Origin of the sequence: Haloglycomyces albus DSM 45210, from assembly GCF_000527155.1 — a bacterium.
In the GTDB taxonomy this organism is placed as follows: domain Bacteria; phylum Actinomycetota; class Actinomycetes; order Mycobacteriales; family Micromonosporaceae; genus Haloglycomyces; species Haloglycomyces albus.
In genome coordinates this window covers 1,351,553-1,364,918 of the sequence record NZ_AZUQ01000001.1, presented here as the reverse complement: position 1 = coordinate 1,364,918, position 13,366 = coordinate 1,351,553, and the positions used below count along the sequence as shown (strand labels likewise).

General features: G+C 57.7%; 11 protein-coding genes and 1 tRNA gene. 7 read left to right on the top strand and 5 right to left on the bottom strand.

Annotation, left to right across the window (positions count from 1 at the left end):
* Window positions 1–629 precede the first annotated feature (629 nt).
* Window positions 630–1,907 (top strand): serine hydroxymethyltransferase, encoded by a 1,278-nt coding sequence (locus HALAL_RS0106410; protein ID WP_025273210.1) that lies wholly within the window; start codon window positions 630–632, stop codon window positions 1,905–1,907.
* Between the two features lie 43 nt (window positions 1,908–1,950).
* On the opposite strand, the gene HALAL_RS0106405 is transcribed toward HALAL_RS0106410, so the two are convergent.
* Window positions 1,951–2,718: a DUF4097 family beta strand repeat-containing protein gene (locus HALAL_RS0106405; RefSeq protein ID WP_025273209.1), complete on the bottom strand. Its 768-nt coding sequence runs from the start codon at window positions 2,716–2,718 to the stop codon at window positions 1,951–1,953.
* 132 nt (window positions 2,719–2,850) lie between these two features.
* On the opposite strand from HALAL_RS0106405, the gene HALAL_RS0106400 reads away from it, so the two are divergent.
* From HALAL_RS0106400 to HALAL_RS0106390, 3 genes are all read left to right on the top strand, one after another.
* On the top strand, window positions 2,851–3,267 hold the full coding sequence (locus HALAL_RS0106400) for a hypothetical protein (protein ID WP_025273208.1): 417 nt from the start codon (window positions 2,851–2,853) through the stop codon (window positions 3,265–3,267).
* Window positions 3,268–3,315: 48 nt separating this feature from the next.
* Window positions 3,316–4,218: a hypothetical protein gene (locus tag HALAL_RS16635; protein ID WP_035534404.1), complete on the top strand. Its 903-nt coding sequence runs from the start codon at window positions 3,316–3,318 to the stop codon at window positions 4,216–4,218.
* A gap of 264 nt (window positions 4,219–4,482) precedes the next feature.
* The gene (locus HALAL_RS0106390; RefSeq protein ID WP_025273206.1) at window positions 4,483–5,460 is read left to right on the top strand and encodes an LCP family protein; all 978 of its coding nucleotides are present in this window, start codon (window positions 4,483–4,485) and stop codon (window positions 5,458–5,460) included.
* 253 nt (window positions 5,461–5,713) lie between these two features.
* On the opposite strand, the gene HALAL_RS0106385 is transcribed toward HALAL_RS0106390, so the two are convergent.
* Both HALAL_RS0106385 and HALAL_RS0106380 read right to left on the bottom strand, forming a co-directional pair.
* Entirely contained in the window at window positions 5,714–7,063 is a 1,350-nt protein-coding gene (locus HALAL_RS0106385) for a lipid II flippase MurJ (RefSeq protein WP_084471886.1), read from the bottom strand.
* On the bottom strand, window positions 7,060–8,397 hold the full coding sequence (locus tag HALAL_RS0106380; protein ID WP_025273204.1) for a helix-turn-helix domain-containing protein: 1,338 nt from the start codon (window positions 8,395–8,397) through the stop codon (window positions 7,060–7,062). Before HALAL_RS0106380 ends, HALAL_RS0106385 begins: the two co-directional genes overlap by 4 nt.
* 195 nt (window positions 8,398–8,592) lie before the next feature.
* On the opposite strand from HALAL_RS0106380, the gene HALAL_RS16630 reads away from it, so the two are divergent.
* The 3 genes from HALAL_RS16630 to HALAL_RS17455 all read left to right on the top strand — a co-directional run bounded on the left by HALAL_RS16630 (window position 8,593) and on the right by HALAL_RS17455 (window position 10,435).
* Entirely contained in the window at window positions 8,593–9,285 is a 693-nt protein-coding gene (locus tag HALAL_RS16630; RefSeq protein WP_211240439.1) for a hypothetical protein, read from the top strand.
* Window positions 9,286–9,404: 119 nt separating this feature from the next.
* Entirely contained in the window at window positions 9,405–9,779 is a 375-nt protein-coding gene (locus HALAL_RS0106370) for a hypothetical protein (protein WP_025273203.1), read from the top strand.
* Window positions 9,776–10,435: a class I SAM-dependent methyltransferase gene (locus HALAL_RS17455; RefSeq protein WP_025273202.1), complete on the top strand. Its 660-nt coding sequence runs from the start codon at window positions 9,776–9,778 to the stop codon at window positions 10,433–10,435. Before HALAL_RS0106370 ends, HALAL_RS17455 begins: the two co-directional genes overlap by 4 nt.
* 1,511 nt (window positions 10,436–11,946) lie before the next feature.
* On the opposite strand, the gene HALAL_RS0106350 is transcribed toward HALAL_RS17455, so the two are convergent.
* Both HALAL_RS0106350 and HALAL_RS0106345 read right to left on the bottom strand, forming a co-directional pair.
* A tRNA-Ser gene (locus HALAL_RS0106350) sits at window positions 11,947–12,034 on the bottom strand.
* A 134-nt stretch (window positions 12,035–12,168) separates the two neighbouring features.
* The gene (locus HALAL_RS0106345; protein WP_156937634.1) at window positions 12,169–13,044 is read right to left on the bottom strand and encodes a hypothetical protein; all 876 of its coding nucleotides are present in this window, start codon (window positions 13,042–13,044) and stop codon (window positions 12,169–12,171) included.
* Window positions 13,045–13,366 lie beyond the last annotated feature (322 nt).

Below are 13,366 nucleotides of genomic sequence, written 5' to 3'. Positions count from 1 at the left end.
TACGACGATTCCGATTCCGGCGGCGGCGATCGGGCCGGCGGGGAAACCACCGGCGGCGGTTCCCTGATGGGCCGCCAAGGAAACGAGGGGGCCGGTGACAAAGCCCCCGACGGCCGCGGCCACGACCGCTCCGAGTCGCGCCAGGGCGGAAAACCGCGTCCCGGCGTAGCTTCCCATCATTCCGGAAGCCAAGCCACCGACGACGACCGATACTGCGGCGAACCAGGTCACCCAGGCGGTATTGGCGCTTTGGCGGTAGGCGTACACCCCGGGACTGGACTCGGACCAGGACAGTAGGCCGAAGCCCCACGCCAATCCCATTTGGGCCAATGCGGCGGCTGCGGCGATCCCGAAGCCGATACCGATTTTCGAAGCGGCCGATTCTGAAGACATAGAACGCACAATACTGGGCTACAGACGGTGTCGACGACCCGTCCCGAGAGTGACAGTCATATCGCCGCCCGGCTCGGTGACACATTCACCGTCGAGCACACGTGGCCTTTGCTCGACGTCGTTCAGCGGTTATCCTGCACGTGGAACAATGGTCACCTGCCCGGTCACCAGCAGCGATTATGATTCCGCGCCGAAGGAATTCGGCGCGGGCTCGGTCCCGAAGGGTACATTTTCACATGACTGACGCTTACGAACGTTTGACCGCGAGTCTCGCCTCCGCCGATCCTGAGATCGAGCGGCTCATCGATGCCGAGGGTCGCCGTCAATCCGAGAAAATCCGACTGATCGCCTCCGAGAACTACGTATCCGAAGCGGTGCTGGAGGCGACCGGCTCCATCCTCACCAATAAGTATTCCGAAGGCTATGCCGGGAAACGTTATTACGAGGGGCAGCAGATCATCGACCAGGTCGAGGAATTGGCCATCGGTCGCGCCAAGGACGTGTTCGGAGTCGAGCACGCCAATGTCCAGCCGTATTCGGGTTCGCCGGCGAACTTGGCGGTGTACATGGCCTTCGCCAACCCCGGCGACACCGTCATGGGCATGGGTCTGCCGATGGGTGGGCACCTGACCCACGGTTGGAAGGTCTCGGCGACCGGTAAATGGTTTAACGCCGTCCACTACGGGGTGGAGAAGGACACCGGTCGCATCGATATGGACGAGGTCGCCGACCTGGCGAAGGAACACCGACCCAAGCTCATCTTCTGTGGGGGAACCGCGATTCCCCGGACGGTGGACTTCCCCGCCTTCGCCGAGATCGCCCGCGAGGTGGGCGCCGTCCTCGTCGCCGACATCGCTCACATCGCCGGTCTGGTCGCCGGTGGAGCGCACCCCAGCCCGGTCGGACACGCCGAGGTCGTCACCACGACCACGCACAAGACCCTGCGTGGACCGCGCGGAGCGATGATCATGAGCACCGCCGAGCACGCCAAGGCCATCGACAAGTCGGTCTTCCCGGGTCTGCAGGGTGGTCCGCACAACCACACCACCGCCGCGATCGCCGTGGCTCTGCGCGAAGCGGCCCACGAGTCCTTCCGTGACTACGCACATCAGATCGTCGCCAATTCACAGGCTTTGGCACGCGCTTTGAACGATCGCGGTTACGACCTGGTCAGCGGCGGCAGCGACAACCACCTTAACCTCGTTGACCTCACCAACAAGGGCATCGGCGGTAAGCCCGCCGCCAAGGCGCTCGACCAGGCCGGTATCGAATTGAACTTCAATACCGTTCCCTTCGACCAACGTAAGCCGTTCGACCCGTCCGGCCTGCGAATCGGAACCGCCGCCGTCACCACACGCGGCATGACCGAAGGCGACATGGATCTGATCGCCGGGTGGATCGACCGCACCATCGAGGCGGCCAAGGCCGATAAGACCGACCAGTATTCCACCATCGCCGGGGAGATCTCGGAGTTCGTCAAGCAGTATCCGATTCCCGGTTGGTCGGAGAGCTGATATATACGGATCCGGTGTGGACGTTCGCCTCGCCCGCACCGAATCAGCGATAGTCCACCCGCACATTGCCGACCGAGGACGAGACGTCGAGTGTGCGGGTGGCCGCATCGTCGGTCGCCACCTCCACCGACACCGAACCGGCGTGCGCTTTGGTGTCCACTTGATACACCGTGCCGTCGCTCGGCACGATGACAGTGCTGTTTCCCGCTTTGGTTTCCGCCGTCACTTCTCCTGGGGGACTGGCGAAGTTCAGCGTGACGTTTCCGGCTTCGCTTGTGGCTACGACCGAATCGGCCTCGTCCACCACCCGCAGATTCACATTCCCCGCATCGCTTCGCGCGGTGATGTTCTCGCTCGCCAAGCCTTTGCCGGTGACGTTTCCGGCCTCCGTTTTCACGTCGATGTCGCCCTGCATGCCGGTGAGTTCGATGTTCCCCGCTTCGGTTTCGACTTCGATATCCACGTCGTGGGGAAGGTTGAAATGATACGAAATGAAACAGTCCCGCTGGTTAATGAGAGGACAACCGGTCACCTCAATGCTCAAGACACCGTCGTCCACCGCTTCGGCCGAGGCGGGTTTGTTATCCGACCATTCCAGTTCACGTTCCAGCTCCACATTGTCGGTATCGGTGGCGTTGAAGCTGATAGCTCCCCCATTGGAATCCACCTCAATGCGGGAAATATCCTCTTCGAACACTTTGGATTCGCTATCGGCTTCGGTGGGCTCCCGTTCGCACGCCGCCAATCCCGCACTCACCATCGATAGAGCGAGGAGGGCGACCAAGCTTCGACGAATCGACAGTGCTGACATGAAGGCCTCACGATCATACTTGGGTTTTCTTCATGCTAGCGAGACGTTCCCAATCATGAAAACCGCCAATACTCCTTTAGTGCACGCCGCCTTGGTATTTCAATTCGAGAACCGGAACCCTATCCTGAAATCATGCGACGAGCGTTTAAATCCGGCCTGTTTCCCCTGATGATCCTCATACCGTTGGTACTGACCGGGTGTTCGGACGACGGTAACCCCGAACCGCCGCCACCCGAATACCCGGAGATCGTCGATGCCGTCGCCGAACGTTCCCACGGTCGATTCACCGTCACCGTTACCGTCTCCTCGCCGTATGATTCCTCGGAACGCTGGGCCGATGCGGTCCGCGTTCTCGATTCCGAACACGAGCCACTGCACGTTCATGAATTCGACCATCCCCACCCCACGGAACAGCCGTTCACCAGAAGCATCCCCGACGTCGGCATCCCCATCGACGTGACCGAAATTCACCTTCAGGCCCGCGATTCATCAAACGGATGGAGCCCGACGACGTTCGACATCGACCTCGACCAACCCGAGATCCCCTGAAGCCGTGGTTTCGCCCCCACAGCGCCACAAGGAACATAATGTAGACACGTGGACGGTTCATACAGCTGCTATTTCTGTGGGTCGATCAATCACGTCGCTCCCCAGCCCTGCGATACCGGCTGCCAGAATTGTGGAGCGCTCAAACCCGCCGGAGGGCTCGGACCGCCAAGCATCGACCCTGATTGGACCTGGCCGGAATCACCGGTCGCCTCCGTTTCGCAAATAACCTACCAGTGTCCGTATTGCCGGTACCGCTACGCCAGCCACACCGGAAGCTGCCCGCTGTGCCACGAAGCCAAGCCGAGCCGACCCGATACCCGTATCCTGCCGACCCCAAGCCATCACACCCCACACTCCATCGACCGCACGAGCGCTCAAAAAGCGATCCGTTGGAAAAGCCGTCCGGGATTGCGCGCCACCACCGCACAACTGCGTGCCACGTACTTGCCGTACTGGTTGTGGTCGGGGTCAGTACGATATCGCTACACCACACGGCGCGGTGCCGTGTCGTGGACGAAATCAACCACAATCGGACGTCCGCGTAAAACCGTGTCCTGGCGAGGCGAGTACGGCAACACCCTCCTCCCACTACATCACCTCTACCCGGCTACCAGTGCCTTTCGACGCCTCGACCTCCACCGAGCCGTCGAGACCACACCGCCGGATTTGAACGACGACGAGGGAACCCCTTATGCCGACCGCATCTATCCCGACGTCGTACCCCATGACGCCTTTGTCGGCCTACGCGACCGGTTCAATCGACTGGTCCTGGACCGGCTGGCCGTCGACGATCCGAACACGATCACACAGGACCTTGACATCGATTTGTCCTTCCCAACGCTGCGCTGCGAACTGGTCTACCTGTCATTCTGGAGTCTCTGCGGAACCAGAACATCTCGCTGCCTGCTCGTACCGGCGTGGGAAACAACTTCCGTAGCCCACTCTCAGTAATTTTCTGCTGACGACCAATGACCGGTAGGCCTACGTCACAATCTCATGCGGTAGAATGCGTGTTTTATTCGTTAATATCCCGGCTACAACCACACCGGAACTCCCCTGACGCCCCAGAGCCTGGTAGGTTGATGCAACCTCATAGCCCTCTTAAGCGTTTAGGTAGGGAGTCGGAAAGCACGATCGATCTGGAGGGGATTTATGGCCCGGTCTCGACGCTCACCCTGGTGGGCTCACGCGCTCGTGTGGGTAGGAGCCCTCATTATGACCGCCTCGGCCAGCGCCGCCGCTCTCACCCAGGTTGCGATCAATGAGAGCAACAATGCGGTGGAAACCAAGGACATGTTGGGAGACAACCGCGCCGAGATCGATGAAGAGAACATCGACGGTCCGCTCAGCTTCCTCGTCCTCGGAGTCGACAAGTCCGACGGAGGGGTGTCACGTGCCGACACCATCATGATCGCCCATATCAGCGAGGGCCTCGACGACGTCAGTTTGATTTCCATCCCCCGAGACCTCTACGTCGAAATCGCCGATTGCGGCTACGGCACCCCGTGCTCCAATAAGATCAACGCGTCCGCCTCTGCTTTCCAGGACCAGGACGAATCCCGAACCAACGTCATCAACACCGTCAGCAACCTCACCGGTATCACCTTCAACGGTGCCGTCGAAGCCAATTTCGACGGGTTCCTCGACCTGATCGACATCGTCGGTGAAATCGAGCTGTGCCCCTGGCACGATATTCGATCCATTCACGGCGACAAGAAGTTCTACCCCGAAGGTTGCGCGTACTACGGCAAAGACGACGCCCTCGACCTCGTGCGGCAACGCTACGGCTGGGACAGCGAGGAAGACTACGCCAACGGCACCTGGGGCGACTTCGGCCGCCAGAAGATGCAGCAGCAGGCCATTATGAGCCTCCTCACCGAGGCGAAGAAACAGGGCTTCCACAAAAACCCGACCAAGGCCGTTGAGCTACTGCGAGGCATCGGCGACAAGCTCACCATCGACTTGGGTGAACTCGAACTCGTCGACTTCTTCGCCGCCATGATCGACCTCGACCCCCAGGACATGCAACGCGTCCGCGTTCCCTCCCAGGAACAATCCATCAACGGCATCTCCTACGTCGTCATGGATGAGGACAGCGGACAATTGGAAGAGGCCAATAAGCTGTGGGAGGCCATTAAGACCGACACGGTTTCGGAATGGATGGTCGAGCACCCCGAATGGGTCAACGATTAGGCCGACCTATTGACCGGACATGAAAAAGCCCGTTCCCGGCATTAGCACCGGGAACGGGCTTTTTATCTGCGGAGGAGGTGGGATTCGAACCCTACAACTTCGAACCTCATGCTAACCGTAATCAAAGGTGAGACAATCGATAACCGGACACTATAGACGGTGGTGGGGGAATAACGGGGAAGTTCGTCAAAATCGCCCCTCCCCCACCACCGTTTTTGCACCCACGATTAGATCGTCTCCATCCACGCCTCAATCAACGACGGCGGCAACGGTACCGGAATGCCACGTCGCCGACGAGTGCCACAAGTAGATTGCCAATGCCCCAAGCGGCAATAAGGCCGATTCCTGTCAAATCCGATTGAAGAAATGTGACGACCGCAACACAGAGAACGATTCGGAGAAGACTTCCACAAGCCATGACCATCGTGGGTGTTTTGGCGTCGCGCAAGGACAGGAAAACCCAGAGCTGAAGCTGACTTATCGCATATGGTGCCAGCGCGATGAGACCGACGGCGAGCACTTGACCGGTTGCGGTGGCATCTGCATCCGTATACCGACCCCAATTGAATACGAATCGTGTAATGGGAACGGCGAGCGCTGCACCGACGAGGGAGGTAGGAATGGCGACGATGAGAACCAAGCGGGAGGCATGCCGGTATCCTTCATGGGCCTTTTGGTGTGATTCGGCTGCGTGAGCGGTGAGGTCTGGTGCGCTAGACGTAATGATGGGCAGAGCTACGACGCCGTAGGCCATCATGAGGATGATCCAGGCGTTGTTGTATATCATGGGGCCGGTCGTCGAACTGGCTCGCAATAGTCCGAGCGTCACGATGGTGCCTGCTTGGGCGATCGCGGTATAGGCGATGACCCAGCCGAGTGTACGGGCAAGGGATCTAAGGCCGTATCCGCGCAACGAGGGTTGCCAGGACCAGCGGTAGCCTGTGACTCGCTGCAAAGTTCGCTTGAGTAGAAGCACTTGGAGCATGGCTCCGGCGAGTGTCGCAGTACCTAGAACGCCAATGGTGGTGGAATTCGAAGTGCTTGCCGGAGTGAGCAATAGGATGGTCGCGGCGGCAATGAGAGTTACGTTGTTGGCCATTGGGGCGATGGCCGGAACTCCAAAGGCTTTGTGAGAATGCAGGCAGGCGGTAAGTGTTGCTGCCACGCCGTAGGCCGCGATTGTAGGCACTGTGAACAACGAGAGCTGAATCGCAAGACGGTTGGATTCAGCGGATACGGAAGAGCCTCCCAGAAGCGGAATGACCAATGGAAGCATGGCCATCAGTACGACGACGACAGTGCCGAAGGCAAGTATGGAAACACTAATGATGCGAGCAGTGAAATCATTAGCGTACTTGTCGCCTTTTGACTGGGCCCTGTGGAGCAGTGGAAGAAGGACAGCCGTTCCAATGCCGCCGAGTAGAATCTCGTAGACGATGCCGGGAAGCATGAGCGCGGTGGCATAGGAGTTTCCTACGAGGCCGGCACCGAGGGCCGCGCTAAGCGAGACGGTCCGAAGGAAGCCGGTTGCGCGACTGGTGAGTGTTGCTGTCGCTATACCTGCTGATCGTGCTGCAACTGTCCGGGTGGAATCCCCTGTCATACCTGTGTAGCCTGGCCGTTCAACAATGCCGCGACTCGTTGGCGGATATCGTCGCAAGCAGGATCCGGTTTTCTCTGTCGGAGTGCAGCGTAAAGACTGTGCAGTTCGCGTTGCACCCTCACCGACCTGACATGCGTCATTTCAGTAGCTGCGTCTTGCGAAATGGAGAGCCCGCGGCTTCGATCTCCATTCGTGCTTGCCAGATGAAGTGTTGCCAACCGGACACGTGCAAGAGTCGCTGATCGGCCTGGACGTCCGCCCAATGTCTCCACTGCCGCTTCGAGATACTCCAAGGCGAGTCGCGAAGTGGTTTTCGTCGGTTTAGCATCGAACAGCAGCGAAGCAGCGAGCCCAGTGGACGCGGACAAGGTTCCTTTTGTTCGGAATGCTGGAATCCAGCCGGGAACATCAAGCGTATTCACGTCACGGTCGTCAGCGCAGTCTATCGCGGCATCGATTCGATCCCGCACACCAGCGGAATAGCCACGAGCACCGTAGGCTTCAGCCATCACAGCGTGAAGTGCGCTACGAAGTTGAGGGAGGATACTGTTGTCGGCCAAAGCTATTTCGGCGTAGGCGAGCGCATCGGTAGCTTTTCCAATAAAGACGCTGTGACCGGCCATATCGCAGAGGATCTGTGCCGAGAGGTTCGGGTCGTCCGCCTCCGTAGCAAGTCGGAGCCCGAGCCCCAGAAGATGCGTTGCCAGGGAATGATGTCCAAGGTTGAGCGCGACCCACGCGGTTCGATCTGCCAGATAAGCGCTAACTGCAGCAAGGTCCTGGCGAACCTGTTCGTTGCGCGCATGGCGAGCCATATTCGATGCCCATTCCAGCAACGCACGACCTTCGGCTACGAGGCTGTAACCGGCTCCAGCAGCGTCACGCTGTGTCAATAGATCAGTGGCCTGCTGCAGTTCAAGAACGTCCCTAGTTGTCACCGTTGCCGGTGCCGTATACGACGGCAGCGTCGATAGAACCGAGTCAATCGGGACGGCTGCAGCTGCTCCAGTGGCTGTGGCGATGACACTGCCGAGCAGCGTTCGTCGTTGCATGGCATCCTCCGAATCCTCTGCCGTCGAGTTCCTCATCGTAAGAGACTCAACTCGCGAACTGGAACCTGCCCCCTGACTGAACTCAATTTCCACTCCAAGAGCACATCTATAGCAGTAAAGCAATATCGGAGTAACTGGGCGCTCCCCTTTTTCCACTCGAGAAAGGTGCCCCTTGTCTTTACCGGTTTTTCTTGCGATCTCTCCAAGAGTGACGCCCGCTTTCTCGCGCTCGGCGCGGAGCTTACCTTCGGTGTCATAAACCTTGTCATCGGCGTTATTCATGCCGTCCTCCGTCGCGCAACCGTTGCGTGCCTGGTTTTAACCGTTGCGGCAACGGCGCAATAGTGACAATCGCATCGATTCGTCTGATTCTGGGATTACAGCGATGGCAGACACAGTATGGCATGCAGCGATCTCAATCGCAGCGTACGTGTCCGCCAAGATTACCAACGGGTTCTGCCCAGAATGGAGATCGATATGAATGCCGTAGCGGACACTACCGCACAGTTCACTGCCGAATTCCCCAATTTCACGACAACCTGGAATCGTCTGGACGGAATCGCCGTTACCGCCGATGAAGTGACCGGGAATGCAAGAGTCACCATCGACCCCGACAAGTGGTTCTTCCGCTACGAGAATCCTCAGTGGATTCTGTGCGACTGGGATCAGGTTAGGGATGACCTTCTCCCCCAGATCGAGAAGCCCGGTGTCGCAATTGAGCAGATTGCTCTGGACTACGTCGCCGCCAATGGACGAGAGACGACCAACCCAGTAGAGGTTCTCACCCACGCATGGAACGTCTATGATCACCTCTTCTGTGACGATCTCCTCGATGACCCGGAGCTTGACTGGATTCCAACAGAGGCCCCAACGATGTTGCGGGAATGTTCCGTGCTTATGGCACTCAATCGAGTCAATGAGGACGGGCATATTGCCAACGCGTCACCGGCGTGGATGTTGTGCAAGGCCATGGAAGTGGTCTATGATCTCGATGAGAAGACCGCCACGGCGATGGACGAGTTCTACCACTCTGGCTGGTTCAACGAGCATCGCAGGCGCGAGTCGCTTCTCGCTCATGCTGCCCTTGGGGGCCGTCTTGTGCACGGTTGCCAAAGCGCAGCAAATATGAGCGGGGGGTGTCGTCGTGCCCTACGGTGCCGACATGGCTAATTTCCGCCGGGAACTTTCTGCGATGCGCATCCCCTGGATCGAAGCGACTCTCCAAAAGTAATTCACAGTCCAGGGGCGGAGCTGTGCGTTCCGCCCCTCAATCAAATGGGGAGATCATAATGGATACAGAAGAGCGTAGTCGCATTTGGGAGTCGCGGGACAACACACAGCAAGCCTTGGCATTGTTCCAGCACACCAATTACAACCTGGAGACTGCAGGAGCCGGCGGCGAACCACGCCCAGAGAGATGGGACGAGCCGCTTGGTGCGCTCATGTCACTCGTAGAGCAGCAAGCCAAGTTTACCGATCTCATGCGAGAACAGCTCGATCGATGGGCGAAGTCAAACCGCCCTCTTACTCCTGAAGATCGTATTTCCATGAATGAGACCAAGAAACTTCTCAAGCGTGACCACGAGTCTCTGAGAAGGATCGCTGGCAATCTACGTACGGTCCGGTCCCATCTACAGGTTTTCGGTACAGATCCAGAAGTATGAGCATCCCAAACACACCCGCGTTCTGGAACCAACTTGCACAACGGCAGCACCCCGAAACCGAGCTGATTCCAGAACGCTGGGAACTCTGCCAGTACCCCGGTATCGGCCCTGGCGTCGAGATTCTCGGTAATATCGAAAATCTCGACGTCCTGGAGCTGGGTTGTGGTGATGGCTCCAATCTCATTGCCCTTTCAAGACACGGTGCAAAGTGTGTTGGCGTTGATTTCGCCGCTGAACAGGTCAATCGAGCAAAACAACACATTGGGGTTGGATCCATACATTGGGTCAAGAGCGAAGCTGCGGATTTCCTCACCGAACAGCCGAACTACTGCTGGGACTTCATCGTTTCTATATTCGGTGCCCTGGAATTTTCTAATCCATCGAGGATTCTTCCTCAGGTCCGTCGAGTACTCAAACCTGGGGGAGCATTGGTCTTTACCACTGCGGATTCGCACTGGCTTTGGCAGAGAAACCTAGTTCCGGAACTGATGGATTCTGAACTGCCCTGGCCTCACAGAGCCATAACAGGTCTGGCCGCCTGGACGGCGATACTGCATGAACAACAAATGCAGATCGTTTGGCACCAAGGGATAGGCCCGACTGAACAGGTATCGGCGCATATTATCTGGGCGGAAAGAGGCGGTAAACCTCCGTAATTCCGAGCTACCGAATGCTGTATCACGCGAACGAAGCGACATATGAATCGCCTTAAGTTAAGACCTTGCAGCTCGCTAGAACGAATTGGAACTCTGCTTAGCGAGCTGCAGCACCACGCAAGTCGACGTCGAAAGGAGCTCGCGTGGCTTCTCCAATCCTAACCCATACCCCTCAACTATCCGAAGTAGCAACTCAAGCTGCATCGCACTTCCCGTATAAGCCAATCATCGGTCAGCAACGCTGTAGACAGTGCAAACAGTTGTGGACAAGCAGATTCGGATGTGTCGTACGAACTGCACTCCTGCTTATCCTCTGGAGCAAGGCCAATGCACGGGAGATTGCTGACTGGCAGTACTCCGCGCTCCTCTCGAAAGACGACCTTACTGGTCTCCAGAGCTGGATTCGACGAAAGGACGTCAGTCATTTCGTGGAGACAGAAACCGAGGTTCTCCCACGCGTTTCAGCATCGTCGAGATCCTCTGTCGAACTCTGGATGGCTCGCAATGCACGTCATCCAAAATGGCCGAAATCCTATTGGTAGACGGGCAATCCATATGTCAAGGCCGCAAACAGCACGACCAACGTATTCAATTTTATCAAATGGATAGGGGCCGAGTGACACTAGCTTCTTCAAATGGACAATTCGAATTCGCGGGCCAGACATACGATTGTGACCTGCAAGCGTTCGAAGGAATCCCAGACCGCCTCTATGTTTTTAGCGGTAACGAATCGTATGTGATGGGGGCCGACGTTGTATCAGGCAAGCTGGACCGCGCAGAGTGGTATGGCCGATGGTGCAATGGCGACGAGGAATGGAAAAACGGGCTGCTGAAAGCTGTGTGCGAACTTTGTGGAGTACGGCATTGAATTGGCAGGTACATATCGATCACGATGGGGCAGAATTTCGGTCTCCTCAAGGTGAACTCGAACTACGAGTTGGGAGGCGAATCGGCGAGGTCAAATATTTCTCAAGCCTCGCTAGCCGTGCTCCTTCCTCACAGACATATCTCCTATGCCGAGCACTGGACCTCCTACCAGATGATTTTTTCCGAAAGACCTTATTCCGATCGGTGTGGGGTTCCCAGAAGGTGGGGACGCTGGGAACCCCGCCACAAGGACCGCCCGTCTTGCTTGGGCTTTTCTTCCTAGGTCAGCAGTCACAGGACGGGCTGGTGGCCCGGCGACCTGGCAGTTTACCGGGCCACCGCTACACCAATAGAAATTACGCCCCCGACCAAGCGGTCGGGGGCGTGTGCCGCGTGGATCTATCGAGGCTCGATTCATCAATCAAAGTAACTTCAGACACATATGGGGGACTACTGCCTGAAGTAGAAAGCGATACGACCGCAGCAGCAGAGCTTGCACTGGCAAAAAACAATATCAGTGCAGTGGTTTAGGTGGGGGAAAAGTGGGGGAATCCAACCTGAATCACGTCACCGTAACATACAGGAGTACAAATTAACCCGCACCTATGCCCCCTGATCACAGGCTAGATGCGGGTCAATAACAGCGGAGGAGGTGGGATTCGAACCCACGGTAGGCTACAAACCTACGGCGGTTTTCAAGACCGCTGCACTAGTCCACTATGCGACTCCTCCAGACGAATCTCGCCGTGAGCATTCACGTGAGAAGCCACGTAGAAGGTTACCAAACCGCGTCGAACTCACCTCAACGGCATATGGCCTACGGTCGCCGTAGTCGCACCGAACGGATAGCCTCGTCGCGGCCGGATTCAGGCTGCCGGACAACTGGAACAGAGTCCAGGACGTTCGGCAGCCAATGCCAAGCAGCAACTGCGTCGCTGAAATTCCAGTCGTCCGTAGTCGTTGGTCTTCAATTCCACCAAATCCGCGACGTCGAACAACTCCAGGAAGGTTTTGGCCACCACTTCCGGGGCTTCCCTTCCGATGACGGCGAATTCGGCCGTCACATAGGCGATCGCCGAAGCCAGCGACCCACGCATGAGGCGCTCGCTGAGTCGGACTCGCCGACGAATCATCGCCATCAGCGGCTCGAGATGATCGTCCCAGACGGCTTGGCGGACCTGCTCCAACAAATGGGAGTCTCCAGTGGACACCCGAACACCTTCGTGCATTCGAGCGGGGTCGCTGTCGAGAACCCATGCCGCGGGCCTGTTCTGCCGCATGTGGAACACGGTTTCCCAGGAGGAATCGGCGGCGTATTCAAACGAGTCCGCGTCCAATACCGGAATGCGGCGCGCGGTCACATACCCCAAAATGAGAGGCGCGATCACCCAGTAGCTGTACGTTTTCCAGGCGAGGGAGGCGACAACATGATCGGCTCCACCTCGCAGTCGTCGCATGACCTGGCAGAGGTTATTAAAGTGTTCGGGCTGAGTCAACAGATCCCGCCCCGAGACCCAACCCGACTCTATGGGCCGCTCGTTGAGCCAATCGGACATGCCCGCGAATTGCCGCGTACCCGATCGACGTCGCAGGAAATCCGCGCCGTCACGGAGTGGGGCCAACATTTCACCGTTACTGGGACAGATTACCGGGACGGGGAAGGCGGCTGGGGACGAGAGCGCTTGGGCAGCGGTGTCCACCGTCTCTACATCATGCTTGACGTGCACCGGTGAATAACTCAAGCCAGCCTCCCCTCAGGTAATTAAGGTACGCCTAACCTTACCTGAATCTCAGACCGGCTTGTCAAATACTTGACAATAAAAGGGATGTCAACGCTCTCAAATCACAAAGTACATCGCGTGGCCCGCACAAGGTCCGACACAGGACAGGATGCCGCAAACCGGAAAGCGTCGCCGAATTATCTGTCATGCGACATCCCGCCTGAGTCGTTTTCCATCATGACGTGTCGGATTGTTGTCATATCGCACATCGAGTCCGTTACTAGAAATTAATTCGTAATTCCCGCAGCCCCAGATCGGCACCGGACGAACGTTCCATGGCACT

Bases quoted from the DNA above. Each gene is read 5' to 3' on its own strand.
- HALAL_RS0106410 (WP_025273210.1), top strand. From the start codon at position 630: ATGACTGACGCTTACGAACGTTTGACCGCGAGTCTCGCCTCCGCCGAT.
- HALAL_RS0106405 (WP_025273209.1), bottom strand. From the start codon at position 2,718: ATGTCAGCACTGTCGATTCGTCGAAGCTTGGTCGCCCTCCTCGCTCTA.
- HALAL_RS0106400 (WP_025273208.1), top strand. From the start codon at position 2,851: ATGCGACGAGCGTTTAAATCCGGCCTGTTTCCCCTGATGATCCTCATA.
- HALAL_RS0106390 (WP_025273206.1), top strand. From the start codon at position 4,483: ATGACCGCCTCGGCCAGCGCCGCCGCTCTCACCCAGGTTGCGATCAAT.
- HALAL_RS0106385 (WP_084471886.1), bottom strand. From the start codon at position 7,063: ATGACAGGGGATTCCACCCGGACAGTTGCAGCACGATCAGCAGGTATA.
- HALAL_RS0106380 (WP_025273204.1), bottom strand. From the start codon at position 8,397: ATGAATAACGCCGATGACAAGGTTTATGACACCGAAGGTAAGCTCCGC.
- HALAL_RS16630 (WP_211240439.1), top strand. From the start codon at position 8,593: ATGAATGCCGTAGCGGACACTACCGCACAGTTCACTGCCGAATTCCCC.
- HALAL_RS0106370 (WP_025273203.1), top strand. From the start codon at position 9,405: ATGGATACAGAAGAGCGTAGTCGCATTTGGGAGTCGCGGGACAACACA.
- HALAL_RS17455 (WP_025273202.1), top strand. From the start codon at position 9,776: ATGAGCATCCCAAACACACCCGCGTTCTGGAACCAACTTGCACAACGG.